This is a genomic window from Pararobbsia silviterrae, assembly GCF_003628125.1.
Taxonomy (GTDB): Bacteria; Pseudomonadota; Gammaproteobacteria; order Burkholderiales; family Burkholderiaceae; genus Pararobbsia; species Pararobbsia silviterrae.
This window is the reverse complement of the sequence record NZ_RBZU01000013.1, coordinates 145,118-170,300: the sequence shown is the minus strand read 5'-3', so window position 1 is coordinate 170,300 and position 25,183 is coordinate 145,118. Positions and strand designations below refer to the sequence as shown.

At 62.6% G+C, this 25,183-nt stretch carries 23 protein-coding genes; 14 read left to right on the top strand and 9 right to left on the bottom strand.

The genetic code is table 11. The features are described from left to right. Window positions 1–4: 4 nt before the first annotated feature. Window positions 5–583 (bottom strand): YdeI/OmpD-associated family protein, encoded by a 579-nt coding sequence (locus tag D7S86_RS23740; protein ID WP_121090026.1) that lies wholly within the window; start codon window positions 581–583, stop codon window positions 5–7. A gap of 508 nt (window positions 584–1,091) precedes the next feature. On the opposite strand from D7S86_RS23740, the gene D7S86_RS23735 reads away from it, so the two are divergent. Genes D7S86_RS23735 through D7S86_RS23725 form a run of 3 tightly spaced genes read left to right on the top strand, consistent with a single transcriptional unit; the run spans window position 1,092 to window position 5,122 of the window. Next, window positions 1,092–2,000 carry a hypothetical protein gene (locus D7S86_RS23735; protein ID WP_121090024.1) on the top strand — a complete coding sequence of 303 codons (909 nt, stop codon included), beginning with the start codon at window positions 1,092–1,094 and terminating at the stop codon, window positions 1,998–2,000. Window positions 2,001–2,048: 48 nt separating this feature from the next. Further along, window positions 2,049–4,058 carry a hypothetical protein gene (locus D7S86_RS23730; RefSeq protein WP_121090021.1) on the top strand — a complete coding sequence of 670 codons (2,010 nt, stop codon included), beginning with the start codon at window positions 2,049–2,051 and terminating at the stop codon, window positions 4,056–4,058. 44 nt (window positions 4,059–4,102) lie between these two features. After that, a complete protein-coding gene (locus tag D7S86_RS23725) occupies window positions 4,103–5,122 on the top strand; it encodes a hypothetical protein (RefSeq protein WP_147432447.1) in 1,020 nt (339 codons plus the stop codon). A gap of 75 nt (window positions 5,123–5,197) precedes the next feature. Here D7S86_RS23725 and D7S86_RS23720 read toward each other — a convergent pair whose 3' ends face one another. Beyond that, the gene (locus D7S86_RS23720; protein ID WP_240648378.1) at window positions 5,198–5,956 is read right to left on the bottom strand and encodes an IclR family transcriptional regulator; all 759 of its coding nucleotides are present in this window, start codon (window positions 5,954–5,956) and stop codon (window positions 5,198–5,200) included. 278 nt (window positions 5,957–6,234) lie between these two features. Between D7S86_RS23720 and mhpA the strand changes: the two genes are divergently transcribed. The 3 genes from mhpA (at window position 6,235) to D7S86_RS23705 (ending at window position 10,285) form a co-directional block, all read left to right on the top strand. After that, window positions 6,235–7,749 carry a bifunctional 3-(3-hydroxy-phenyl)propionate/3-hydroxycinnamic acid hydroxylase MhpA gene (mhpA, locus tag D7S86_RS23715; RefSeq protein ID WP_121090090.1) on the top strand — a complete coding sequence of 505 codons (1,515 nt, stop codon included), beginning with the start codon at window positions 6,235–6,237 and terminating at the stop codon, window positions 7,747–7,749. A gap of 183 nt (window positions 7,750–7,932) precedes the next feature. Then, complete coding sequence (locus D7S86_RS23710; protein WP_121090017.1) at window positions 7,933–9,276, top strand: MFS transporter; 1,344 nt, start codon at window positions 7,933–7,935, stop codon at window positions 9,274–9,276. Continuing rightward, window positions 9,266–10,285, top strand: a complete 1,020-nt coding sequence (locus D7S86_RS23705) for an NAD(P)H-quinone oxidoreductase (protein ID WP_121090015.1) — start codon at window positions 9,266–9,268, stop codon at window positions 10,283–10,285. The genes D7S86_RS23710 and D7S86_RS23705 overlap by 11 nt, the downstream gene beginning before the upstream one ends. Before the next feature lie 153 nt (window positions 10,286–10,438). Here D7S86_RS23705 and D7S86_RS23700 read toward each other — a convergent pair whose 3' ends face one another. Next, window positions 10,439–10,993, bottom strand: coding sequence for a VOC family protein (locus tag D7S86_RS23700; RefSeq protein ID WP_121090013.1), 555 nt, complete (start codon window positions 10,991–10,993; stop codon window positions 10,439–10,441). Window positions 10,994–11,175: 182 nt separating this feature from the next. Here D7S86_RS23700 and D7S86_RS23695 point away from each other — a divergent pair, with 182 nt between their 5' ends. The 5 genes from D7S86_RS23695 to D7S86_RS23675 all read left to right on the top strand — a co-directional run bounded on the left by D7S86_RS23695 (window position 11,176) and on the right by D7S86_RS23675 (window position 15,890). Continuing rightward, the gene (locus tag D7S86_RS23695) at window positions 11,176–12,021 is read left to right on the top strand and encodes a fumarylacetoacetate hydrolase family protein (protein WP_121090011.1); all 846 of its coding nucleotides are present in this window, start codon (window positions 11,176–11,178) and stop codon (window positions 12,019–12,021) included. A gap of 123 nt (window positions 12,022–12,144) precedes the next feature. Further along, entirely contained in the window at window positions 12,145–13,464 is a 1,320-nt protein-coding gene (locus D7S86_RS23690) for an MFS transporter (RefSeq protein WP_338069198.1), read from the top strand. A 194-nt stretch (window positions 13,465–13,658) separates the two neighbouring features. Further along, entirely contained in the window at window positions 13,659–14,441 is a 783-nt protein-coding gene (locus D7S86_RS23685; RefSeq protein ID WP_121090009.1) for an SDR family NAD(P)-dependent oxidoreductase, read from the top strand. 63 nt (window positions 14,442–14,504) lie between these two features. Further along, window positions 14,505–15,254: an IclR family transcriptional regulator gene (locus D7S86_RS23680; protein WP_121090007.1), complete on the top strand. Its 750-nt coding sequence runs from the start codon at window positions 14,505–14,507 to the stop codon at window positions 15,252–15,254. 87 nt (window positions 15,255–15,341) lie between these two features. After that, entirely contained in the window at window positions 15,342–15,890 is a 549-nt protein-coding gene (locus tag D7S86_RS23675; RefSeq protein WP_166444155.1) for a hypothetical protein, read from the top strand. Window positions 15,891–15,928: 38 nt separating this feature from the next. Here the strand turns inward: D7S86_RS23675 and D7S86_RS23670 are convergent, their stop codons facing one another. Beyond that, entirely contained in the window at window positions 15,929–16,159 is a 231-nt protein-coding gene (locus D7S86_RS23670; RefSeq protein ID WP_121090003.1) for a tautomerase family protein, read from the bottom strand. Window positions 16,160–16,233: 74 nt separating this feature from the next. On the opposite strand from D7S86_RS23670, the gene D7S86_RS23665 reads away from it, so the two are divergent. Beyond that, entirely contained in the window at window positions 16,234–16,713 is a 480-nt protein-coding gene (locus D7S86_RS23665; protein ID WP_158602072.1) for a winged helix-turn-helix transcriptional regulator, read from the top strand. A 48-nt stretch (window positions 16,714–16,761) separates the two neighbouring features. Here the strand turns inward: D7S86_RS23665 and D7S86_RS23660 are convergent, their stop codons facing one another. Further along, window positions 16,762–17,466, bottom strand: a complete 705-nt coding sequence (locus tag D7S86_RS23660; protein WP_121089999.1) for a TetR/AcrR family transcriptional regulator — start codon at window positions 17,464–17,466, stop codon at window positions 16,762–16,764. 379 nt (window positions 17,467–17,845) lie between these two features. Between D7S86_RS23660 and D7S86_RS23655 the strand changes: the two genes are divergently transcribed. After that, window positions 17,846–18,964, top strand: a complete 1,119-nt coding sequence (locus D7S86_RS23655; protein ID WP_121089997.1) for a porin — start codon at window positions 17,846–17,848, stop codon at window positions 18,962–18,964. Between the two features lie 180 nt (window positions 18,965–19,144). Here the strand turns inward: D7S86_RS23655 and D7S86_RS23650 are convergent, their stop codons facing one another. Both D7S86_RS23650 and D7S86_RS23645 read right to left on the bottom strand, forming a co-directional pair. Then, window positions 19,145–20,116, bottom strand: coding sequence for an alpha/beta hydrolase (locus D7S86_RS23650; RefSeq protein ID WP_240648377.1), 972 nt, complete (start codon window positions 20,114–20,116; stop codon window positions 19,145–19,147). Beyond that, window positions 20,113–21,642: a flavin-containing monooxygenase gene (locus D7S86_RS23645; RefSeq protein ID WP_121089995.1), complete on the bottom strand. Its 1,530-nt coding sequence runs from the start codon at window positions 21,640–21,642 to the stop codon at window positions 20,113–20,115. Before D7S86_RS23645 ends, D7S86_RS23650 begins: the two co-directional genes overlap by 4 nt. Before the next feature lie 96 nt (window positions 21,643–21,738). On the opposite strand from D7S86_RS23645, the gene D7S86_RS23640 reads away from it, so the two are divergent. Then, window positions 21,739–22,758, top strand: a complete 1,020-nt coding sequence (locus D7S86_RS23640; protein ID WP_121089993.1) for an AraC family transcriptional regulator — start codon at window positions 21,739–21,741, stop codon at window positions 22,756–22,758. A gap of 45 nt (window positions 22,759–22,803) precedes the next feature. Here the strand turns inward: D7S86_RS23640 and D7S86_RS23635 are convergent, their stop codons facing one another. Beyond that, complete coding sequence (locus tag D7S86_RS23635) at window positions 22,804–24,156, bottom strand: DUF1254 domain-containing protein (protein WP_240648376.1); 1,353 nt, start codon at window positions 24,154–24,156, stop codon at window positions 22,804–22,806. A gap of 144 nt (window positions 24,157–24,300) precedes the next feature. Beyond that, entirely contained in the window at window positions 24,301–25,080 is a 780-nt protein-coding gene (locus tag D7S86_RS23630) for a hypothetical protein (RefSeq protein WP_147432446.1), read from the bottom strand. Window positions 25,081–25,183: the final 103 nt, after the last annotated feature.

The following is a 25,183-nucleotide window of genomic DNA, read 5'->3' as shown; positions in this document are numbered from 1 at the left end:
GCTGTCAGTCGTCGAGCCCCAGCCCCTTGAGAATTCTCGGCGCATGTTTCTCGACGCGCGCCGCGCGCGTGGCCGATTGTTTGGCCCCGGCGAAATGCAGCAGATAGGCTTTTTGTCTTCCGGGCGTAAGCGCGTGAAACGCGTCGGCCAAGGCGCGGTCCTCATCGAGGCGCTTTTGAAATTCCGCGGGCACATCGAATTGCGCCGCGCTTTTCATCTCTACCTTTGCACCCGATCGCTCGACGGAAATGGCCTCGCCGAGATAGGCCGTGATCGAGGCGTTCTGCCGTTCGATATCCGCAAGCGAGGTAAACCGGATTTGCCTCGCGGCTTGCACGTTATGCGTTTGCTGAACAAGGATGCCTTTGGGATCCGTCAGCAACGCGCCTTTGATGAACAGCAAGGCACAGTAGTCCTTGAAGCCGTGAATCAACACCACGTTGCCGCCGTTCAACGTGTAGCACGCCTTGCCCCATTTCACTTCTTCATCGAGTTCCGATGCGAGGCAGAGCCGTCGAAGCGCGGCATATTCCGCGTTCCAGCGCGTCTCGCCGTCATGAATCTCGCTCACGCGTGGATTCATTTTCTGCTCGATTCGGTCCGAAGGTCGGTGAGGCATCGTTGCGACTCGCTGGCTCAAGAAGGCCGTTGTCGCAATCCGCGCGACGTATCGATCTCCATGATGCCATGGCAATCGTGTCCCGCCGTATGCGCGGGTCATGCACCGCCCGATGGCGTCGGGATCGAACGCTCGAACATGCGATCGCCCGAGATGGAAGGAACGGCGATCGGCGCCGCGCATGCACGTTGAACGTCATGCTTTCGAAAGGCAATCGTCATGCAATCCAAATGAATTTGCATGAGGCATCGCCGGGTTCCGATCGCGCTTTTCCGGCCCGACATCCGACACCGAAGTGTCGTGCGTCGTCGAGCATGACCGTACGCCCGTTTCGATACCTCATTTGAGGAATGGACCGGTGCGGACCCCGGGATTTAGATTCGCGTCAAGCCGATCCATGGCGCGGGGAGGCCGGCGGGCGCATCCGGCGGCACGGCAGAAAAAACATCAAACAAGATTGTCGGGGTGAGGGATGACAACAATCCATCAGTGGCTGCTGTCCACGTTGCTGATCTGCGTGGCGACCGGCGCGGTCGCTCAGCAGAAACCGGGAACACGCACGGTATCCGACAGCAAACCCTCACTCAATGCGACGCTCGCATTGATCCAGAAAAAACAGAATGCGCAGGGGCTGCTTTCCGCGGATTTCCATGTTTCCGATTCAAGCAGCAACTCGAATTTCGAGGTGACGGAAACGTGGTCCAACCATCTCATACCCGATGCTTCGACTTGCCGCATTACGAACCAGCATACCGATCAGGCTGTAAAAAACAGAGCGGGCGGTTCGAGCCCGCTCAATAGTCAAAGCTACGTCCTTGACCTGCGCGCCGTCACGAAGGTCAGTGTCATGACGTGGGCTCAGGCGGCGACCGAAGACAATGCATCGCAGGGCTTGGCGTACATCACGATGCTGGACTCGGATCCGGTGTTTTTCGCGGCGAAGATCTATAAGAAGAACGACAAGCCCACCGAATACATATTCCGTGACATCGACACCGCGAATCAGGTCGCCAAAGCCGTCGTGCATGCCGTCGAACTCTGTGGTGGCGGCGGCGACGATGACCCGGCGCAAGCGGCGAACGTCAACGAGCCCGATCCGCGCGCCGCGGCTCAAGCGCAACTCGACGCACAACGCGCGAGCGATCAGCTCGCGCAGGCACAGGCGAATCAACAGCGCGTCGCCGCATGCAACGCAGGGTGCGACACGGCCCAAACGCAATGCAACCAGGCTGCCGCGAGCCAGTTGGGCACGACGCTCGGATCGATCATCGGTAACACAATCAGTCACAATTTCGCGGCCGCGCAGCAGAGCGCGGCCGAGATCGGCGATCCCAATGCCTGCCAGCAGCAATTCGATCAGTGCACGAGCACCTGCCAGTGACGTTCCCCACGAATCCCTTTCTCGCGACACGTAACGGGGCTGACTCAAATGAAAACAACCATACGTTGGACCTACGTCGGCCTGCTCGTCTTGCCTGCGGGCGCATGGGCTTTTTGCCCGCCGACCAATCCGCCGAGTCTTCAGCAGGCGTGCGAACGCGCTGAACAGCAGCAACAGGAAGCGCAACGGCGTCAGCAAGAGCAGCAGGCCCAGCAAGAGGCGCAGCGTCAGCAAGAAGCCCAGCGTCAGCAACAGGCCCAAATGCAGCGCCAGCAAGAAGCCCAGCGTCAGCAACAGGCGCAGCGCCAGCAGCAGTCCGCATCGCCGTCGATGAATGATCGCGCGGCCGCGGGCAATGGCGGATCGACCACGACCTTTACGCCGCACACGTACACACCCAATAGCGCTCAGGCAAGGCAGCCGGCGGAACGATCGTCCGGCGGCGTGCAGACCGAAAACGGCGTCACGACGTACACGCCGCACGCGTCGAACGTGCCGCGAAGCAATCCGGCGACAACCGAAGCGAGGCCGAGCCGATCCTCCGACGAGGGGGTGACGTCGAATGGCGTGACGACGTTTACGCCGCATGCGGTGAATTCAAATCGCGCCGGTTTCGGCGCGGACGAAAACAATGCCGCCGGCCGCACGCCGGGCTCGCAGTCCGCCACGTTCAATCCCGGTCGCGTCGCGCCGGCGGATACGCGCGAGACGCGTCCGACCCTCGCGAACGGTGCGGGCGCCGCGCCATCGCGTCAGCAGATCAATGCTGTCAGAACGAATCTCACGGGCATCAACCAGCATCCGGTTCCGCGCGGCACGGTGACCTCGCAGGCCAACGGCGCCGTCACGCTCAAGGCCGTCGACGGGCGGCAGTATCGTCTTCGGTCCGACGGTACGCTCGCGTCGTATGCCGGCCATGGCACGCATGCGACGCTCTACGCGGACGGCCGCGTCCGTTCGCTTCACACGACCGCGCTCGATATCAATCGAGGCCCGCATGACGGCCGCATCGTCGTCGAGCATCGCGCTGACCATACCGTCGTGGTCAGCGCGACCGCGCACGGCGGCTACGTCGAACGTCCGATTCAGTGGCACGGCCATCCGTTCGTGCAACGCACCTACGTGTCCGGGACACAGGTCTATACGCGCGTCTATGCGTCATACGGTTATCACGGCGTGACGCTGAACAGCTATGTCCCGGCCGTGCGCTACGACCCGGCCTTCTACGGCTGGGCGTATTACCCGTGGCCCGGTACGATCGCTTACGGCTGGGCGTGGACCGGAAGCCCGTGGTACGCCGCCGATGCGAGCTACTTCGCGGTCGCGCCGTTCTATGGGAGCCCGGCCCTGTGGCTGGCCGACTTCATGTTGGCGGGCACGCTTCAAGCAGCGTACGCCGAGCAGCAAGCGGACGCGGCGGCCGCGGCCGAGGCCGCGCAAGCGCAGTCGTCCGATGGCGATCCGGGCGGCGACGTCGCGTACGCGCAGACGGATACGCCGATCACGCCCGAACTCAAACAAGCCATCTCGGATGAAGTGACACAGCAACTCGCGGCCGAGAACGCCGCCGCGCAGCAACCCGACGCCGCCACGACGTTGACCGGTTTGCCGCAGGTCCTGCAGCCCAATCATCTGTTCGTCGTCGACAACCCGATCAACGTCACGACCGACGACAACCGGACCTGCGGGCTGACGCCCGGCGATGTCCTGAAGCTCGTCGCGACGCCCGACGGCCACGCGATCACCGCCGATCTGACCGTGACCGCGACGCGCAAGGCGGATTGCCCGGCGGGCACGCAGGTCTCGGTGTCGCTCGAAGATCTGCAGGAGATGCATAACGGTTTTCGTGCTCAGCTCGATGCGGGGCTGCAGACATTGCACGACCAGCAGGGACATAACGGCTTGCCGACGGCGCCGCTCTCCGTGATTGCGCCGCCGCCGCGCCCGGTCGACGATCTGCCGCCGCCGGCCGGAGACGCGCAGGCACTCGTGAGCGGCGCGCAGCAACGCGCGGATCAGACGGAGCAACAGTTGTCGCAGACCGCCTTTAGCGATTGATGCGGCGTCGATACGTGCAGGCTTTGAGAAGGGGAGCGCTGAACATGGACGGTAAATGGCCCGGCACCGGGATTTTTATAACGGCGCGATGGATTTTGGGCGCGTTGGCGCTGTCGGCGATCGTGAGCGGATGTGGAGGCTTGCCTCCGCAAACGGCGCAGGAACTTCAGCAGAGTTGCTCCAAAGAGATTCAGGCCATGAACGACAAGGTCGGGTCGCGCGCCGTCGTGGGATATGGCTACGAGAGCACGGGCGGAGGCGCCGCGTGCTTTAGCAGCTCGGAGAAGCCCACAAAGCAAGCCGCGATCGATACGGCCGTGGCGGCGTGCCGCAATGCGGGTGCGCAATTCTGCATCGTCGCATGGACGGCGGACAGCACACCCGAGCGAGATCAAGCGCTGAGACAGGCCGAGGCCGAGAAGAAGGCGGCCGAGCAAAGAAAGGCTCAGGCCGATCTTCTCAAAGCTCAGCAGGAACAAGCCGCGCGCTTGAAGGCCATCGCGAAGACCGCCAAGATCCCCGGACCCTCGATCGAGGTCACGTCGGGCTTCATCGACCGTAAGCTGCAAGAGAATAAAGATGCGACGATCGTCATGACGCAACATTGGATCGGCGAAAACAATCCGTCCGATAGCTCGACATCATTATCGCCGAACGTGCTTGCGGACTATGTTCCGAGCGTACCTTGTACGATCGGCGGTCACGATCTTAGAGATCTGTCCAAGATCCAGATCGACAGTTACGCGAACCTCGAACAGACAATCAAGAGTCTCGGCGGCTCCGGTGTTGTCACATCCAACGTAGGGGACTCCGTCGATCAAATCTCCTACGCGCCGAACTATTCCACGCTATTCCTTCAGTTCCGAAAGAACTCGCCTCGATACGACACCTTGATCAAGACGAATAAGGTCTCCGCGGACGTGCTTCGCATCTGGCAGGTCGACGCCAAATTGCTGCTTGTCTCGGTGATCAATAGCGACGATGCGAATCGTTTGGCCAGCGCCATCACGCATGCCGCGGAGTTGTGCGGGGCAGGTGCGGAGGACGCCGATTCGCCTTTTTGAACGTGTGCGACGATCATCGCCATCCGCGACGATCCGCGATGTGCACGACGCTCCGCGATATGCGCATCACGCTCGCTACGTCGTCCCGATTCCACGCTCCGCCACGGCAACCGCGATGCGGTCGGCCGTGGCTTTCAGCTGCTTGAGCAGCTTGCCGTGGTCCATGAACTCGAACCGGCCGAGCGACGTGACGAGCGCGAGCGCCGCATGCGTTTGCGAGCCTTCGACGACGAGCGGCACGCCGAGCGACGCGACCTGCTTTTCGAGTTCACCGCGTGAAATGTAATAACCGTCCTTACGGATCTTCTGGATCCGTTGCAGGAATGCTTCGAGCGTCGTTCCCATCTCCGCGTCGCGGACGTCGGCTTCGTATTTGTCGAACAGGCGCTTGAGTCGCGCGCGCGGCAGTTCGGCGAGGATGACCTTCGGCGCCGCGCCGAGAAACAGCGGCCGGGGTCGGCCTCGCCCGTATGAAAGCCCGAGCGCGCCGCCCGTGCTCTCCCGATGCGTGTCGACGATCTCGTCGTCGAACATCCGCGTCATCACGCAATCGCACCCCGTCTGCTCCGAGAGTTCATGCATCCACGCATGGCCTTCGCGAACGAACGGGTCGACGGTGCGCAACTGATAGTCGAGCGTCATGATCCGCGGGCCCAAGGTGTAGCTGCCGTTCCCCAAGCGCGCAAGAAGTCCCGCATCGACGAGGTCTCGGAGGTAACGGTAGGCGGTCGGCGCGGAACATCCGATCACCGTGCAGACCGTATCGAGGGACCAGACCGGTTGCTCGACCGAGAAGAGATCGAGAATCGATAGCATTTTGGACGAGCTGGACATCGTATCGGCTAAGTCGGACGTGAGGTGCGAACCGCCGCCATTGTAGCGAACGCCTTGCGGCGCACGCGACGCGCGGCGGTCGCGACACGCCGGGCTTCGCGCCCGCTCGGACACGTCCGCACATCGATCCGGAGGGTGTCGACAGCCGCATCGCGGTGTACGACAGTTTATTCTTAAAAAATCACATAGTGATAATTTAAATACAAAAACGTTGACATTGTGCGGATCGTATCGATATCGTTCTCATATTGAGATATTGATATTGGAGACGGATGGCCATGTTCGATGTGGCAATCATTGGGCTGGGTCCGGTCGGCGCGACCCTTGCCAATCTGCTGGCGACGTATGGATTGAAGGTCGCGGTGCTTGAGCGGGAGCCCGCTCCGTACGCGCTGCCGCGAGCCGTGCATTTCGACGGTGAGTGCATGCGCGTGTTCGATGCGATCGGTGTCGCGGAGGAGGTCGCCGCGTCGTGCCACATTTCACCCGGCATGAAGTTCGTCAACGCGGAGGGTCGATTGCTGGTCGATTGGCCGCGACCGCAAGGGATCGGCGCACAAGGCTGGAATTCGAGTTATCGCTTCCATCAGCCCGACCTCGAGCGCGTGTTGCGCGCGAGGCTCGACAGCCAAGCCAATGTATCGGTCAAATTGCGCAGCGAGGTCTATGCGATCGAGACCGCGGCACGTCACGTCACGGTCCGCTTCGAGGACCTCACGTGCGGCAGGCTCGAATCGATCGATGCCGCTTATGTGATCGGTGCGGATGGCGCGCGCTCGCTGGTGCGGCGGCTGATCGGCAGCGAAATGACCGATCTGGGCCTGCATGAACGCTGGCTGGTGTTTGACGTTGTGCTCAAGCGCCCATGGTCCGTGCTCGGCGATCACAGTGTCCAGTTCTGCGATCCCTCCAGGCCGCTGACCTATGTGCGCGGTGTCGGCGATCGTCGTCGCTTCGAGATCATGCTTCACGCGAACGAAGACGCGGCGGACATGGTGCGGCCCGAAACAGTGTGGTCGCTGATTCAGCGATGGATGACCCCTGACGACGCCGATCTCGAACGGGCCGCCGTCTACACGTTTCACGCGCTGGTCGCGCAGCGCTGGCGGCGCGGCAGGTTGATGCTCGCGGGAGACTCTGCGCATCAGACGCCGCCGTTCCTCGGCCAGGGATTGTGCGCAGGCATACGCGACGCCGCGAATCTCGCATGGAAACTCAAGGCCGTCTGTCTGCTCGGCGCGAGCGATGCGCTGCTCGATACGTATCAGGACGAGCGTGCGCCGCACGCGCGCGAGTACATCCAGCTCGCCGTCGAACTCGGACGCATCATCCAGGCGCGCGATCCGCACGAGGTGGCCGAGCGCGATCGTACGTTGGCCGCCGCGCCGCGCATGCTGCGTAGCCTGAGTCCCCGCCTTGGCGAGAGCGCGCTGCGGCTCGCGCAATCGGCGAGCGGCATCGTGGCGCCGCAGCCGAGCCTGGCAACGGGCACACGCATCGATGCGATCGCCGGACAGACGTTCACGATCCTCGCGAAACCGAATTTGATCGATACGGCATCCGCCGCGGCGTTGCGCGCCCGCTTGCCGTTTCCGATGACGGTGCTCGATGACGGCAGCGCCGAAATCATCGATTGCCTCACGGAGTTCAAGGCCGCGGCGATCGTGATTCGCCCCGATCGCTACGTCTTCGGCGTGGCCTCCGATTTGTCGCAGTTGTACGGTCTGCTCGACGATTTGGGCAGCGTGCTCAACACCGGGAAGCGTGGGGTCGAGGTGCTCCAGTCGACTTGATCGCCGACCGTAAAACCATCGCGCAGTCATGGTGAGCCGCAGCTTGAAAAAAGGACCGATCCGGTCGAGTGACGCCACGAAGCACGCGTTCGTCGTGCAGGCGCGCTCGCCGAGCATGGACGGTCGGTTGCTTCACGAATCGGGCAACCGCACGAAAACAATCAGGAGACAGGAGACACCCTCATGGACATTCGTGAAGCGATACGGAACCAGCCGATGCGCTGGAAGCAGATCGTCGTTGTCTTGATATGCGTTGTGCTGTCGATGATCGACGGGTACGAGATCATTGTGTTGCCGTTTGTGATGCCGCATCTGTCCAAGGTCTGGAATTTGCAGCATGTCGAAGTCGGCTATCTGCTGAGCGCGAGCGTGCTCGGCATGGCGGTGGGCGCCGTGGCGATCTCGCCGCTCGCGGATCGGATCGGGCGGCGCAATCAGATCCTGCTGTGCCTGACGTTCGTATCGGTCGGGATGTTCTTTTCGGCGCGCTCCGATTCCTTGATGGAGTTGCTGGTCTTCCGCGCGTTCGCGGGATTGTTTATCGGCGCCTTGATCTCGAGCGTCAACGTCCTCGTGTCCGAGTACAGTTCGGAGAAACGACGCGGCTTCGTCATGGGCTTGTACGGCATCGGCTTGCCGCTGGGCTCCGCGCTCGCGGGCAGCGTCGTCGGGCCGCTCGTGGCGGCGTACGGATGGCGAGGCCCGATCATGTTCGGCGCACTGCTGACGCTGGCCATGATCGCGATCGTACTCGCGGCGCTGCCGGAGTCGGTCGAGTACCTGATCGAGCGACGGCCCAAACGGGCGCTCGACGCCTATAACAAGATCGCGCGCGCGTTGGGGTACGACGAAGCGACGGCGCTGCCCGAGGCCTTGCGTCACGCGAGTCAGCTGCGATTCTCCGCCGCATTGAAGCTGATTTTCGGCGGCGCGATGCTACGGCGTACGCTGTTGCTCTGGGTCGGCTATGCGGGATTGATCGCCGCGTTCTATTTCGCCAATACATGGACGGCCAAGCTGGTGGCCGATGCGAGCGGCAGCCCGGCCTATGGCGTGCGTATCGGTACGCTGATCATGATCGGCGGCGTCATCGGATCGCTGCTGTTCGCGGTGCTGTCGCTGAAGGCGCGTCCGATCGTCGTGACGGTCGGGATCCTGGCCGGCGGCGCTATCGTCTACGTGCTGTATTCGATGTGTTTTCGCGTCGTCGAGCTCGCCATTCCGCTGTCGATGCTCGTGGGCGTGTGCGCGAGCGGAGGCGTGTGCGCTTTCTATGCGATCAGTCCGCCGCTGTATCCCGCCGTCGCGCGCGGTACGGGCGTGGGCCTGATGATGGGCTTCGGTCGCGCGATCTCCGTGATCGTTCCGATCTGGACCGGCTATATGCTTACGCTCGGCTGGACGCCTTCGATGCTGTATGGCGTATTTGGCGCCATACTCGCCGCATCCGCGTTTTTTATTCTCTTGCTCGATCGCGCATGCCTTGTGCGATCGACGAATCATTCGCTTGTTCACGATGCCACTTGATCCCACGTTCGCCGTACCCGCATGCCATGCTGAAATCCACATCACGGCGGCCGGCGGTCCCGATGTCTTGCAACGGATCGAGCGGCCGGTTCCGCGGTGCGGTGCGTCCGATGTCCTGATACGCGTCGCGTCCGCGGGCGTGAATCGTCACGATGTCAATCAGCGTCGACGCGGGCCGGACACCGTGCACAGTCCCGTTCCGGGCTTGGAAGTTTCGGGCGTCGTGGTGCGTGTCGGCGACGATGTCACGGACGTTCGGATCGGCGACGCGGTCTGTGCGCTCGTCAATGGCGGCGGATACGCCGAATACGCGCTCGCCGATCATGCTCAGGTGCTGCCTGTTCCGGCGGGACTCTCGCTACGCGACGCCGCAGCGCTTCCCGAAGCGTTGTTCACGACCGCGCATAACTTCTTCAATGTCGCGCGGCTCGCGCCGGGCGAGTCGGTCCTGATTCACGGCGGCACGAGCGGCGTCGGCAGTCTGGCGATTCAGGTGCTGACCGCGCGCGGTCACGCCGTGTACGCGACATGCGGCAGCGACGAGAAATGCGCGATATCGCGGACGCTGGGCGCGGTCGATGCATTCAACTACCGGACGGGTGCGTTCGCGGATGCCTTGAAAGCGGCCCGCGGAGGCGAGGGCGTGGACGTCATTCTCGACATGGCGGGTGTCGTCTACGGGCGGCAGAACGTCGACGCGCTGAACCGCCGTGGACGCATCGTCCATCTGTCGCCGGGCGGCGGCGCCGATCTGTCTTTCCCGTTGCGCGAATTGATGCGCAAGGAGGCCGTCGTGACGGGTTCGCTCCTGCGTCCGTTGCCGGACATCGAAAAGGCGGCGATCGCGCAATGGCTGCGCGCTCAGGTGTGGCCGCTGATCGGCACGCGGGTCAAGCCGATCATTGCGCAGCGTCTGCCGTTGGCGCAGGCGAGCCAAGCGCACGAGATCCTCGAAGCGGGCGACGTCGCGGGCAAGATTCTGCTCGACGTCGCGCATGCGTTCGATTGAGCTTGCAGCAGGTCGTGCAGGTCGTGCAGGTCGGACAGATAACAGGTCGGATGTCTGTCGGAGCGGGTCGACGCAGATCGTCGACCCGTTCGAACCTCGAATGAAGTCTCGGATTAAGCCTCGGATCCGGATCGCGTGTCCGGATCCATGCGGCTAGGCCGTCTCTACCCCCATCCATCCGGCCATGCGCGCGCGCCAGACAGCTCGCGGCTCGAAGCCCGGCAAACTCCGCGCATGCGCTTCGATCTGTTCCATCAGCAGATCCTGCGGCAGGTCGAGATCGATATCGACCTTCATCGGCTGCGACACGTACCACGGCGTGTCGATAAACAACTCGAGCCGATTGCCTTCGGGGTCGCGCACATACAGCGAAATCGCATTGCCGTGCGTGACAGGTTGCAGTCCCTGCACGCCGAGTTCGCGCAAGCGCCGATAAAAATCGCGAAGCGTCGCGAGACTGTCGGCGCGCAATGAAATCTGATTGATCACGTTGAAGTGTTCGCCGTCGGGTCGTCCCGACGCGAGCACGATCTGATGGTGCTCGTCCGGGTCGCGGCTCAGGAAGACGAGGTCGACCCAACCCGCCGCGCCGGGCAGCCGCCCGCGATCCGTGACCGTGAAGTCCAGCACATCGCGATAGAAGCGCTCCATCGTCGCGAGGTCCCGAACGTAGACGCCGACATGGCTGAAACTCAATCCGACTCTCACGTATTTCTCCTTGATTTGTCTTTTGGTGACAATACATCAAGAAAAACGTTGAAGTAAAGAACTTCGATATGTATATTTTCGCAAATTAGTCGTCGGCGCCGGGTGGTGCCGCGATCGCTCACGCATGCGGACCGTCGGTCAAGCCGATCGCGCGAACGCATATTCATCGAGGAGAAGCCGCAGTGAAGTTCATCAGTTTCGTGCGTCAAGGAAAGCCTGCAATCGGTACGGTTGTCGGGGAGGGTGTCGTCGATTTGTCGAGACGGACGGGTCACGTTGAGCTTGGCGCCGCGTTGCGCACGCTCGGTCTTGATGCGTTGAAGGACACGGCGGCCAAGGCGAGCGCGGACTTCGCGCTTGCCGATATCGAGGCATGGCGTCCCGTCGTCGCCGATCCGGGTCTGATCGCATGCGCGGGCCTCAACTACGCGGCGCATGTGGCCGAAACCAAGCGCGAGGCCACCGAGCGTCCGACGATTTTTCTGCGCGTCGCGGAGTCGCAGCTCGGTCACGAGCAAGCGATCAAGATTCCGCCCGAATCGGCAAAGCTCGATTACGAAGGCGAGATTGCCGTCGTGATCGGCAAGCGCGGCCGGCGCATCAGCGAAGACCGCGCGTTCGACCATATCGCGGGGTATAGCTGCTACAACGACGGTTCGATTCGCGACTGGCAACTGCATACGTCGCAATGGATCCCGGGCAAGAACTTTCAGGGCACGGGCGCATTCGGCCCTTGGCTCGTCACGACCGACGAGATCGGCGAGCGCGATGTGCTCACGCTCGAAACGCGACTGAACGGCGAAGTCATGCAGCACGCGAACACGGACTTGCTGCTGTTCCCGATCGCGACGCTGATTGCCTACGTGTCGACGTTCGTCACGCTCAATCCGGGCGATGTGATCGTGACCGGCACGCCGGGTGGCGTCGGCGCGAAGCGTCAGCCGCCGGTGTTCATGAAGGCGGGCGATGTCGTCGAGATAGAGGTCAGCAAGGTTGGCGTGCTGCGCAATCGCATCGAGGCCGAATAAGGCTTGTGAACGTGAAACGCGTGTCGCCGCAGGGCGGCACGACCGGCGATCCGGCCTCGATGGATGTGCGTGGGATCGCCGAGTCCGAAGTCACTAAAAAATACAGATGATTGGAGCGAGACAATGAGCGATATGACGGCGGACCGCTCGCCCGGCAAGGCCGGCGAGACGGTCCAAGGCATGACGCGCGCGCAGTGGAGGATGGTAGTGCTGGCCAGCCTGGGCGGCGCGCTCGAGTACTACGATTTCGTGGTGTACGGCTTCTTCGCGCATGCCATCGCGAAGCAGTTTTTTCCCGAGGCCTCGACGTTCATCGGCCTCATGTTGTCGTTCTCGGTCATGGCGATCGGGTATTTCATTCGCCCGCTCGGCGGCATCGTGCTCAGCAGCATCGGTGATCGGTACGGCCGGCGCAAAGTCTTTCTCGTATCGATTGCGGGTGTCAGCGCGGTGACGTTCTGCCTGAGCGTCTTGCCGAGCTATGCGACGCTCGGACTCGCCGCGCCCATTTTGCTTGTGCTGTTGCGTGCCATACAGGGCTTCTGCATCGGCGGCGAAATGCCGGGTGCGATCACATACGCGGTCGAAGCCACGCCGACCCGCGCGGGACTCGCGGTCGGGGTCATCATCGCGACGCTCAATTTCGCGGGCTTGCTCGCGAATGGTGTGAACGTCGCGGTCCAGTCGCTGCTCTCGGCGGAGAACGCGTCGCTCTACGGCTGGCGAATCGCGTTTTTCCTCGGTGGCGTATTCGGTCTGATTTCGTACTGGATGCGCCGCAATCTCGAGGAATCGCCTGAATTCCAGAAGATGCAGGGGGCGGTCGTCAAGCAGCCGTTTCGCGAAACGATCCGGTCGCATGGCGGCGCCGTGCTGATCGGCGGTCTGTCGATCGCGACGATGGGGGGCTTCACGGGCATTTTCTACGGCCATATGCCGACGTATCTCGTCCAGCAGGCCGGCTATGCGCCGCGTGCCGCCGCGATTGCGCAGAACGTCGCGTTGATCGTCGGCGCCGTGGGTCTGCTGGTGGCCGCATGGCTCGGCGATTGGATCCCGCGCCGCTACATTCTGCGTGTCTCCGCGGTATTGCTTGCGGTGTTGAGCTGGCCGTTCTATGCCGCGCTCACCGCGCACAGCATGAACCTCATCGTGTTGTGTTCGCTCGCGTGGCTCGCGTTCTCGCTGGCGTCGGGCACGTGGGGGGCGGTCCTCGCGGATCTGTTTCCCGTTCATGTGCGCTTTAGCGGCATTGCGCTTTGCTACAACGTGTCGGTCGTGCTGTTCAGCAGCTTCGCGCCCATCGTCGCTTCGCTCCTGACGCGTGTGACGGGGTCGCCGAATGCACCCGCGCTTTACGTGAGCGCCGTATCGGTGATCGCCTTGCTCGCGAGCTTCGGCATCAAAGGCGCGCAGGCGCGAGCCAAGCGCGCGGGTGCATAGGGATGGATGCTTAGGCTTAGGCGCGGATGCTTAAAGCGCCGGAATACGCGCGCTGAGAGGCCGCGCATCGGGGCGTCGCGCGATCTCGTCGATACCGGGGTGCGGCGCCGCTTCGCGCGAGCGTCGTCGGAGTGCATGCGCCATGGGGCGCACAGGCTTGCGTGCTGGATCTTGTGGACGGTAAGGGAATGTCAATGAAGCGATATGAAGGGAAAGTGGCGTTGATTACGGGCGGGCTCGGTGCGTTCGGCAAGGCGATTGCCGCGCGTCTCGTGGAAGAAGGGGCCCGCGCGATGCTCGGCGATTTATCCGTGCCTTCGGCCGATACGCTTGAGGGCGCGTTCGGCGAGGCGGCGGAGCGGATCGCCGGCGTGCGGCTCGACGTCACGAGCGCGGAAAGTTGGGACCAGGCCGTGGCCGAGACCTACCGCCGGTTCGGACGATTCGACGTGCTCGTGAATAACGCCGGGACGCTGTCGCCGGCGCCCGCGGTGTTCGATGAGATCGGCCTCGACGAATGGCGGCGTGTCTTCGCCGTCAACGTCGACGGGTGTTTCCTGGGCGTGCAGGCCGCGCTGCGTGCGATGAAGAGCGCGCCCGACGGCGGCGTTATCGTGAACATGGGATCAATCGCGGGCTATGTCGGTTCGAAGGACAACGGCGCTTATGGCGCGAGCAAGAGCGCCGTGCGCAATCTGACCAAGCAGGCGGCGATTTCGGCGGCGCGTCTTGGGTACAATGTCCGCGTCAATGCCGTTCACCCGGGCTATGCGTGGACCCCGCTCGTCGAAGCGAAGCTCACCGAGCAATACGGCAGCCGCGAGGCGGCGATGCAGTTCATGCGCTCGCTGAACCCGCTGGGTCGGATCGTCGAACCTCGCGATGTGGCCGCGGCCGTCGCGTTCCTCGGATCCGACGACGCGCGCATGATCACGGGCGGCGATTTGATTGTCGATGCGGGGCGGCTGGCGCAGTGAGCGGCGGGGCGGAGCCGCCGTATCGATCGTGCGGCCAGGGTCGCGTCGCTAACGAAGAATTTCATGTCCGCATTCAATAAGCTTCTGTCGATTCTGGATCTGTTCACCGAGCAGACGCCCTATCTGACGGCCGAACAGATCGGCACGCAACTCGAGTGCTCGGCCTCGACCGCCTATCGCTACGTGCGCGAGCTGCTCGCGGTCGGCCTGCTTGCGAAGCGTGTCAGCGGCGAATACGTATTGGGTCCGCGCATCATTCGGCTCGACTATCAGATCCGCAACACCGATCCCGTGCTGTCGATCGCGCAGCCGATCATGGCCGAACTGGTCGAGCGCGTCGGATTCGACGTGGTCATCTCGCACTGGTTCGGCGAGGAATTCGTCGATACGCATCGCGAAACCAAGGACACGTCGCTTGCGTTGAAGTACGGGCGTGGGCGACCGCGACTGCTTTTCAAGGGCGCGGCGCCGAAGGCCGTCATGTCGACGTTTCCTCGGGCGAGATTGTTGACGCTCTACGAATCTCATGAGCCGCAGATACGCGCAAGCGGCATGGCTCAGACCTTCGACGAGTTTCGTGCCGCGTTGTGGACCGTACGTAAGGAGGGGTATTACATTTCGGAGGGTGAGGTCGAGCCCGACGTCGTGGCCATTGCGGTGCCCGTGTATTCGGACAATTCGGGGGTCGCCTCGGCCGCGTTGCAGATCGTCATGCCGCTGTCGCGGCTCGAATTCGTGAATCGCGCGCGTCTCGTCGAGGCGCTCAAGGAAGCCGCGGCGCGCATCGGCGCGCGGCTCTCGGGCGCGGATTGAATCGGGTCTCGCCGCTGCCATCGATGCGGTCCATGCGCGATGGTCTCGTTGCTTGACACGCATGTCATAAGGTGCGGAGCAATACGGATGCCGCTGATCGACGACTATCTCCCTCGCTATGATTTTCGCGAACGACATGTGGCGCGCGTGCGCGCGCCGGCGAACGTGATTCTGGATTGCGTGATGCGTCAGCGTGCGCAAGACGATCCGCTCGTCAGACTCGCGATTCGCCTGCGCGAATGGCCCGCGCGGCTCATGAACCTATCGAGCCGGCCTCCGCTCGATCTCGACGATTTCACGGTTCTGGGTCGCGAGGGTGACACCGAAGTCGCATTCGGACTGATCGGTGCATTTTGGCGGGCCGATTACGGTTTGCTCGATATTGAATCGGCCGCAGCCTTCAAGGCGGTCGTCGACGAGGGCGTGTGCCGTCTCGTCATGAATTATCAAGTCGATGCCGATCCCTCAGGCGCGTTCGTGCTGAGCACGGAGACACGCGTGGGGTGTCCGACCGCGACCGTGCGTCGCCGATTCGCGCCTTATTGGTACTTCATTCGTCCGGTCAGCGGCTTGATCAGGCGACGCATGCTGGCGAGGATACGGCGAGAAGCCGAACGTCTCGCGAACGAACGCTAGGCGGTTTCTGAAGTGACGTCCGTCTTCAAGCTGACGGCCTAATCGATGGCCGGAAACTTCGCCGCGATCATCTCCGCGGTCGGGATCAGGCCGCCGAGGCTCCAATTCGATGGGGCGTGCTCGTCGATTTTGACCCAGACCGAACCGCGAAACGATGGATCGCCGCGCCCCTCGATCTCGACCATAACGTCCGTGATGCGTTTGAGCATCTCGGTCTTTTGATCGTTCGAGAGGATGCCGGCAATCGTCTGCACATGAACAAAAGGCATGGGGTGTCACCTGGAAGTTGGGTAGACTGTCTGAGTCTTGATTTGAGACTCAGATTATCAGTGGAGAATACGACGTGTCAAAGGCCGCATCGAACAAAGGAAAGCCGCCGCTCAATCGACCGCTCGTCGCCATCGAGGCATGCGGGCTTGCGCATGCGGCGGACCTGCTCGGCGATCGCTGGGTGTTGTTGATCCTGCGCGAAGCGTTCTACGGCGTGACGCGCTTCGATGCGATACGCGAGGATATCGGCGCATCGAGACAGGCGTTGAGCAGCCGGCTCGAACAATTGACGCAAGCCGGCATCCTGATCGCGCGTGCCTATCAGGAGCCGGGTGCGCGAGCGCGCAATGAATATGTGCTGACCGCAAAGGGCGCAAGTCTTGCGCCGATCCTGCTCGCGCTTTTAGAGTGGGGGCAGACGCATTGCTTGAGCGCTAAAGCACGCGTCCGTGTGGTCGAACGCGCGTCGGGACGACATGTGACATGCCAATTCGCCACGGCGGACGGACGCGTTGTTTCGGGCAAGGACCTTGAATTGCAGTTGTGCGCGTAGGCGCTGTGATCGCGATATCGCGTCGTTATTCCGCTGTCGACGATGCGATCACGCATTCGCCCCTTGCTTCTTGCCCGCCTTAAACGCCTTGGCCAATCCGGGAATACTCGCTTCGGCATACGCGACCACCGCCGTGACCGCTTGTGCGCGAATGGCGGGCGTAATGCCGCCTTCCTGGTGATAGCCGTGCTTCATGCACGCAAACGCAATTTCGACGGCAAGCGTGGCGACGTCCGGCGACTGCGGCACGCGCACGCCCGGGATCTTCAATTCCGTCGCCGACCGCAGCACGCCGCCGATCGTCGCCATCATATTGGCCTGCGCGAGATAGGCGGCATGACTATACGGTCCGCCGAGCACAAGAATGCGGGCGGCCGGATGCGTGTCGTAATAGTTCGCCGTCGCATCGATCAGCGCACCGATCCAGTCTGAATACGAGGACTCCGTGCTCTGCTTGAGCGCGCGTTCCGCAAGCGCTTCCGTCAGGCGCGTCAGATGCATCTCCGTGATGCGCGCAAGCAGCGCGTATTTGTCGGGGAAAAACTGATAAAGACTCGCACGCGGAACGTCGGCGGCTTTAGCGATTTCCGGAATCGAAATCCGCTCGGGGCCCCACGCTTCGACCATGCGCTCCGCGACCGCCAGTGCGGCCTCCACACGCTGCTGCGACCGCTGCTGCACCGGCATGCGCGGCACGTTTGTCTCCGATGGTTCGTTTTCGGACGACGTCGACGCCACCTTCGTTGATTTCATATCTTTCAAAAGTCGGTTTAATGCCATGCCCAGACGGCATTGTACGCGCGCGCCTCCAGGCCGTTTCATTCGCGTATCGATCGGCGGTGCCGGCACATGACGCCCGCGCAGGTCGATTTTTCAGGGCGATTCATGCACGTATGTCATGCACAGACCGCCATAGGTGAAACCCCAATTCTCTCCACATCTCTCAAACGTAGAATCCAATAACCGACAAATGTTGGTTTTAAGGCGGCGACTCGATCGATAAACGCGGATGCCCACGACCCGATGCTCCGACGGCAAAACGCGGAGGGCCGCGTCTCGGTCCTGGATTCCATTTCGATCGGATTCCTGATTGCGCACGGCTGCCGATACACAATGAAAACAGGAGCGGGTAATGCGAAAAGTGAGTCAGGGCGTCGTGAGCGCGACGTTGGCGTTCGTGGCGGGGAGCGCGGTAGCGGCGGATTCGAGCGTGACGCTATACGGCGTGGCCGATACCTACCTTCAATATCTCGACAACGGCGGCACGCATGCTTTTTCCGAAAAAAGCGGCGGGTCGACAGGATCGATGTTCGGCCTCAAGGGCGTCGAGGATCTCGGCGGGGGACTGGCCGTCAAATACGACCTTGAAGGCGGCATCAACCTCAATAACGGCACGCTCTACGCCGACACGACGGCGCTGTTTTATCGGCAGTCTTGGGTGGGGCTGACCGATACGCATCTTGGTTCGGTCACCGTGGGGCGTCAGTACGAGCCGAGCTTCTTCATCACCTATCCGACCGATCCGTTCTACTTGAACGAAAACCTGTCGCTCGTCGCGGCGGATATTCTCGCGGTGGACCGCGCCACGCTGTCCACGCAATACGACAGCGGCCGCGCGAGCAATTCGGTCCTGTATCAATCCCCGAATCTCGCCGGCCTGCGCCTGTACGCGATGTATGCGCTGTCCGCGACGGTCACGCAGCCGGTGCCGGCGACGACGGGCAATCAGCTCAATCTGGGTGCGAGCTATACGGGCGGCGATTTCTATATCGGCATCGCGTATGTGAATCAGCACCCGGGCGTCGAAACCGTCGCCGGATTGCCTACGACGCTCGATCTCGTCCAGACGCAGCATTTCATCGGGGCGCTGTCGTATCGCATCGGCCTCGTGGACCTGCAGTTCAACTACTCTTACGTGCGTCCCGATACGGCTCCCGAGGGATCGCTCGCCGCGCGTCTCGGCACGGCGCATGCGTACGACACGATCCAGCTCGGGGCGACGATTCAAGCGAGCGCGGCGGATACGATCGAGATCGCGGCGTCGGAGCGCGACGTACGCGGCATTCACGACAACGCGCCGGCGGTGGAACTCGGTGTCGATCACGCTTTGTCCAAACGCACGAGCGTCTACACGCGCCTCGGATACATCAAGAACAATGGATCCGCGACGATCAGCTGGCCCGGCATTTCGGTCGATACGCCTCAGGCCACACAGGTCCTCGCCGTCGTCGGCGTGACCCACGCGTTCTAAGCGCACCCGATGAAAACGCGCATGAGGCGCCTGACACGCGGCAGGCGTCTCATGCGATATGCATCATGGACTGATACCGATCGACGCGTCGCGGCGGATGGTTCGCCTGCTCGCCGATCGGCAAGCATGTTCGATTGCGTGATCGTGCATCGACATGCACGATCACCCGGATCACTCGAATCACGAATGGGCTTGCGGATCTGTTTCCGTCGCGGCCTTGAGCTCGACGCCGAGATGTCGGCGCAGAAAGTCGATCTGGATGGCGATATTCGTCGCGAAAGCGTGTTCATCGTGCAGGTGCATCTGGAAATGGTTGCCGTCGACAAGATGAAATTCGCCGTTCCGCATGCGCTGAGCTGCGCGACGCGCCGCATGCGCGGGCGTGATCGTGTCCCGGCGTCCGGCCACGATCAAGGTCGGCGCCGATACGCGGCGCGCATGCCGAATCGGGCTGTACAGCGGGACCTCGAGAAAGACACGGGACAGCATGCGATTGTCCCAGGGCATCCCCGCGGGCAGCAGTCGGACGTAGCCGTGCGACGCATCGTCACCGGTCAGCGCGGCCAGTTCGCCGGGTTGCCCGACGATCGGGCTGTAATGCGGTTTTCCGAACACGCTGCCCACGATATCGCGCATCGCGGCGAGCGTCATGCGCAGCGACAGGCCGATCGGCGTGCGCATGAGGCTGACGAGACCGCTCACGTGCGGGACCTGAGCCACGACGGCTCGAATCTCGCGATCGAACGCGGCCGTCCGGATCACATGTCCGCCCGAGAACGACGTGCCCCACAACACGATGCGTGCCGCGTCGATCTGCGAAAGCGAGCGGACATGCGCGACGGCCGCCGACCAGTCTTGCAGATGCCTGCGCGGACTCACCCAATGGCGAGGTTCGCCGTCGCTGTCGCCGAAGTTCCGATAATCGAATACATAGGCCGCGTAACCTTCGGCGACGAAGCGCTCGGCAAAGGCGAGCAGTCCCGCGGCACGCGGCGCGCCGAATCCGTGCGCCATCACGATAACGGGCGGACGCGCGCGCCCCGCGGGGAGCAGGAGCGTCCCGGCACAACGCTCGCCACGGCTTTCAAAGGACGTATGCACGCACGTCACGCCGGACGTGCCGATATCGAGGTCGACGTGAAACGGCATCATGCGACCCGATCGTTTGCGCCGTCCATCGAGCTCGACGGACCGGCGTTCATGGCCGATGACGTTCGCGCGGCACGTGCACGCGTGAATTCGAGCGCGTCGTCTTCGATCAGATGCCGGGTCAGCATGTCGCTGTCCGTGACGAAGTCGTGCATCACGCGCCATGGAAGCGCGTGTCCCTGGCGCGGCAGACCGTCGCGGCCCCGTTTCACATATCCCGATTGCAGCGAATCCATGATCGTTTCATCGAGCATGTCGTCGGCCGCCGCGCGCGGCGTGACGGTCGTGTAACCGTGGTGTTCCATATGTTCGAGCAATCGACAGATATAGCCTGCCGCGAGGTCGACCTTCAAAGTCCAGGGCGCGTTCGTATAGCCGAACACGTTGGCCATGTTCGGCACGTCCTGCATGAGCACGCTCTTGTACGTCATCGAATGGCCGACGCGATGCGACCGTCCGTCGATCTTGATGTCCATGCCGCCCAGCGACTGGAGCTGGAGCCCGGTGGCGGTGACGATGATGTCGGCTTCGATGGTTTTGCCCGATTTGAGCCGGATTCCGGTTTCGGTAAAGGTCTCGATATGGTCGGTGACGACCGAGGCCTTGCCGTCGCGGATGACCTTGAACAGATCGCCGTCCGGGACCGCGCACAAGCGCTCGTCCCATGGGTTGTATGCGGGTGTGAAGTGGGGCATATGGCCCGCGTCGCCGAGTTGTCGCCGAACATGGGACAGCAGGCCCGCGCGGACGCGTTTAGGCCATCGTTTCGCGGCCTTGTAGATCAGGCGCTGCAGATGAATGTTGCGCCACCGTGCGATCCGGTAGACCCACGAGACAGGCAGCAGCCGCTGCATCGCGGCGGAGATCGCGTCGTAGGCCGGCACGGAGAAGATATAGCTCGGCGAACGCTGCAGCATGGTCACATGCGCCGCCTGATTCGACAGCGCCGGCACGAGCGTGACCGCCGTGGCGCCGCTGCCGATCACGACGACGCGTTTGTCGCGATAGTCGAGGTTTTCGGGCCAGTGCTGCGGATGCACGCATGGACCGGTAAATCGCTCGACGCCCGGAAAAGCCGGCAAATATCCGTGGTCGTAGTTGTAGTAGCCGGTACAGGAAACGAGAAAGCGCGTGGTCAGCGCGATCGTCTCGTTGTTCGCTTCGTTCAATACGCGGATCGTCCAGCATTGGAGATCGCTCGACCACGACGCGTCGAGCACCTTGAGCCCGAATCGAATCCACCGGTCGACGCCGTATTCGCGCGCGGTCTCGGCGATATAGCGGCGAATCGACGCGCCGTCTGCGAGCACCTTCAATTCGTGCCAAGGCCGGAACGCGTAGCCGAAACTGAACATGTCGGAATCCGAGCGAATGCCGGGGTATCGGAACAGATCCCATGTGCCGCCGATGGCGCCGCGCCGCTCGACGATTCCGACGCGCTTGCCCGGGCATGTCTTCGCAAGGTGACACGCCATGCCGATGCCGGACAGTCCGGCGCCAATGATCAGTACGTCGTAATCGATGTTCAAGCGATGTCTCCCGATATCGTGCGTTGTTCAACGACTCTAACGAGGACCGGCGTCGAAGTCTTGACGTCACGAGACAGTCTCTTCACATGACGAGCCATGGATGATTGGGTAAGAGCAAGCGGGATACGCGGCTATGCCGCGCTGATGCGATCGTTAGGCCATTCGCCGACCGCGCAACTACGCCGCTATGGCATCGACGAAAACGCGTTGGGCCGTGACGACGCCATGGTGTCGTTGCGTGCCGTGATGCACCTGCTCGAAGCGAGCGCCGCGCAAACGGCATGCGACGATTTCGGTTTGCGTCTGTCGCGGTATCACGATATCGACGTGTTGGGACCTCTGAGCATCGCATTGCAAAACGCGCCGACCGTTCGCGACGCGATGGCGTTCGCCGCCCAGCATGCATGCGTACAGAGCCCGTGCCTCGCCTATGCCGTTCACGCGTCCAGTGAGATCGTGAAGGACGCGGTCGAGGTCTCGATCGAAATCGGGCTCGCGCATCGTCCCGCGCAGCGACAAACGATCGATCTCTGTCTTGCCGACAGTCATACGTTCACGCGTCTGCTTGCCGATGACCGGTATCGATTGCTGGGTGTGTCGTTGCCGCATACGCCGCTCGCGGCGGTTTCCACCTACGAGCGTTTCTTCGGTGCGCGGGTCTGGGTCGATCAACCGAGGGCCAGCCTTCATCTCGCGCGAAGTACGCTGTCGGCCGATCTGCGCAGCGTCAACGCGACGCTTCGACGCATCGCCGAGGACTATATCGCGCGTCACTTCGAGCGTGGCGAGGCAAGCGTCGCGGATCGCGTCAGACAGGTGTTGAGGCAGACGCTCGGCCTGTCCGAACACAGCAAGCAACGTGTGGCCGACGGGCTCGCGATGCACCCGCGCACGATGCAGCGTCGTCTTGCGGCCGAATCGACCGACTTCGAGACCGTGCGCGACGAGCTGCGCAAGGAACTCGCCTTGCACTATCTATGCGAAACGACGTTGCCGCTTGCGCAGGTCGCAATGCGGCTCGGCTTTCCGGCGCAGTCGGCTTTATCGAGGGCGTGCCGTCAGTGGTACGGCGTCACGCCCATGGCCTTGAGGCGTCAAGCGATCACGCGGCCTTAGCGGCGGGCGCCGATGCGAGGGCGCCATGCGATTCGCGGAGATGCCTTATTGCGCACGCAACATCTTGGGTGCGTTCCACTCGCCCTCGAGTACGGACGGCTTGGGCCAATACAGGCGCATGATCGAGAAGAATGCGCCGTCGGGCGCCGGAAGCCAGTTGGATTCGAGCGCGGCGCCCGGCGAATCGTGCTGGACGTATAGCGTGATGCCGCCGTCCGCATCGCGCTTGAGCGTGGGCAGGTTCGACGAATTGATCAGATAGCGGTTCAGTACGTTGGCGTAGAGCAGGCTCGACGGCAGTTCATACAGCGTCAGCGACCAGAACGCATTGACCGGAGGAAGCTGACCCGGTGCGAAGCGAATCGTATAGCGATGCGCGCCTTCGAGCTTCTGGCCGTCCGCATCGACGAAATACGCCGGATAGACCGCCTCCGCCTTGGAGTTGCCGTAGATGCCCAGCACGGCGGAGGCCATGCGAGCCATATAGTTGTTGTTCAGAAACGCGCGGTCGCCGAAGCCGTCGGCGCTCGACAGCTTGCCGGTGTCGAGTTCGGTTTTCTTGAAGTCGGCAAACTCGGTCCACGCGTCCGACATGCCGTCTTCAAGGGCTTTTCGCATCTCCGGGGATAGCGCGTTCGAGTCGAAAGGCTTGCCCGGCACAATGCCGATCTGCGCGAAGCGCGCCATCAAGGCCGTCTCGGACGGATCGTTCGGGCAGTACCGAAGCACGAAATTCAACACGTCGAAGAAGCGCAGCGAACTCCGCTCCTGCTCGCTCGTCAGCGGTTCGATAAAATCGCTCGGCTGCGTCGCCGCCGAAGTGTGTTGGCCGATATATGCGGAAAGCGGCTCGACCCTGTAACTCGCCTGGATACGTTTCACTCGATCGATGTCGTCGGGCGAGAACAATTGCGTCCGATAGAGGACGAAGGCGAATTGCGTGTCCGAACGAATCACGGCCGTGATCCCGCGCGGCACCTTGCCGTGCCAGCCGGGCCCCGCGAGCAGGTAACGGCCGGCGCCGTTGCCCGTCGTCCGCGTGCCGACATACGCGAAGTTAAACGTGTACGCGTCGATGAACTGGAGCGAGTAATAGCGCGCCTTCTCGATCTTCGGTACGGTCAGCACGAGCGGTTCGGCACGCAGGTCCGCGCCGAGGAACGAATACGGGGTATCGGAATTGGGTGTTTGAATCGCCTTGTCTTCAGGCGTGAATACGCGTGCGGTACTCGCGAGCGTATTCCACGGCGCCTTGAAATCGGCATTGTTGCGATCGACGAAGTACGCGTATTGGATTCGATAGTTGTCGACGAGCGGGAATCCGTAGATCGTGGCGTCCCTGGCGATGGCCCGCGCCTGCTCGACGGACACCGATTGCGCATGCGCCGCGACGCTCACGCACGTGGTCGCGATGCAGGCGAGCGCGTAGACAGATAAGGTTCGAAGGCGACGCCGCACAAGGGCAAGCCGCCTCGACGCTCCAAGTATGAGGAGGAGCGGGGCCGTGACATCCATAGCGATCTCCAATGAGGTGTTCCGCTGCTAGAAACTGATGCGTGCGCTGAGTTGCGGGCCTTGCTCGTGGACGTCATACAGAAACCCGCCGTCGCGATGATGGACGTCCAGATATCGATAGCCCGCGTACGCCGTGAGCCAGGACTTGAAGCGATAACCGACGCCGCCATAGATCTGCCATGTCCAGTCGGACGATATGCCGAATCCGCCGACGTCCGCATACGCGTTGAACAGGAATCCGTCCGGCAAAGGCGCATTGACGCGAGCGCCCGCGATGGCGTTGGCCCACGTATCGCCGAGACTGGCGCTGCGCGACGGTATGGCCGCGGCGCTGAGGTCGATCCGGTTGTCGACGTAGAAAATGCGCGTCCCGACGAACGCGTCGACCGAGACTTGCGGCGCATCGACGACCCGGTAAGCGCCCGCGAGAGTGCTGTTGAAGTTCCACTGCTTGAGCGTGGCGCCGCTGAATTGCGGACCTGGCGTCGAGGCATTCGCTTTGAGCGTCAGATATTCGACGTCGCCCAGCAGACCCCATTGGCCGTGCCACGCTTCGCCGGCCACGAACGCAGGAAGTCCGTCGAGATGACTGAAGATGTCCGCGAAGCTCACGTCGATCGACGAGGGCGGAAGCGCGCTGAAGGCGCCGACGTCGCCCTTGAGGCCCGCCATCCAGAAGTACGGAGTCACGCTGAAGCGCCAGCCCGGCGCAGTCGAATCGTCGAGCGCTTGCGCGTCGGCCTGCTGAACGCCGAGCACGCACAGGAGGATGCCGAGCGTTTGGCGCGTAGTGAATGGACGCCGCATCATTGCATTCCTTTGACGGAAAAACCGGGCGCGCCGGAACGTCATGAAATTCGCGCGCATGACCTGCGCCGCGTGTGCCGCGGCACGCGCGCGTCAGGCGTCA

Bases quoted from the DNA above. Each gene is read 5' to 3' on its own strand.
- D7S86_RS23740 (WP_121090026.1), bottom strand. From the start codon at position 583: ATGAATCCACGCGTGAGCGAGATTCATGACGGCGAGACGCGCTGGAAC.
- D7S86_RS23735 (WP_121090024.1), top strand. From the start codon at position 1,092: ATGACAACAATCCATCAGTGGCTGCTGTCCACGTTGCTGATCTGCGTG.
- D7S86_RS23730 (WP_121090021.1), top strand. From the start codon at position 2,049: ATGAAAACAACCATACGTTGGACCTACGTCGGCCTGCTCGTCTTGCCT.
- D7S86_RS23725 (WP_147432447.1), top strand. From the start codon at position 4,103: ATGGACGGTAAATGGCCCGGCACCGGGATTTTTATAACGGCGCGATGG.
- D7S86_RS23720 (WP_240648378.1), bottom strand. From the start codon at position 5,956: ATGTCCAGCTCGTCCAAAATGCTATCGATTCTCGATCTCTTCTCGGTC.
- mhpA (WP_121090090.1), top strand. From the start codon at position 6,235: ATGTTCGATGTGGCAATCATTGGGCTGGGTCCGGTCGGCGCGACCCTT.
- D7S86_RS23710 (WP_121090017.1), top strand. From the start codon at position 7,933: ATGGACATTCGTGAAGCGATACGGAACCAGCCGATGCGCTGGAAGCAG.
- D7S86_RS23705 (WP_121090015.1), top strand. From the start codon at position 9,266: ATGCCACTTGATCCCACGTTCGCCGTACCCGCATGCCATGCTGAAATC.
- D7S86_RS23690 (WP_338069198.1), top strand. From the start codon at position 12,145: ATGAGCGATATGACGGCGGACCGCTCGCCCGGCAAGGCCGGCGAGACG.
- D7S86_RS23685 (WP_121090009.1), top strand. From the start codon at position 13,659: ATGAAGCGATATGAAGGGAAAGTGGCGTTGATTACGGGCGGGCTCGGT.
- D7S86_RS23680 (WP_121090007.1), top strand. From the start codon at position 14,505: ATGTCCGCATTCAATAAGCTTCTGTCGATTCTGGATCTGTTCACCGAG.
- D7S86_RS23675 (WP_166444155.1), top strand. From the start codon at position 15,342: ATGCCGCTGATCGACGACTATCTCCCTCGCTATGATTTTCGCGAACGA.
- D7S86_RS23670 (WP_121090003.1), bottom strand. From the start codon at position 16,159: ATGCCTTTTGTTCATGTGCAGACGATTGCCGGCATCCTCTCGAACGAT.
- D7S86_RS23660 (WP_121089999.1), bottom strand. From the start codon at position 17,466: ATGAAATCAACGAAGGTGGCGTCGACGTCGTCCGAAAACGAACCATCG.
- D7S86_RS23655 (WP_121089997.1), top strand. From the start codon at position 17,846: ATGCGAAAAGTGAGTCAGGGCGTCGTGAGCGCGACGTTGGCGTTCGTG.
- D7S86_RS23650 (WP_240648377.1), bottom strand. From the start codon at position 20,116: ATGATGCCGTTTCACGTCGACCTCGATATCGGCACGTCCGGCGTGACG.
- D7S86_RS23640 (WP_121089993.1), top strand. From the start codon at position 21,739: ATGGATGATTGGGTAAGAGCAAGCGGGATACGCGGCTATGCCGCGCTG.
- D7S86_RS23630 (WP_147432446.1), bottom strand. From the start codon at position 25,080: ATGCGGCGTCCATTCACTACGCGCCAAACGCTCGGCATCCTCCTGTGC.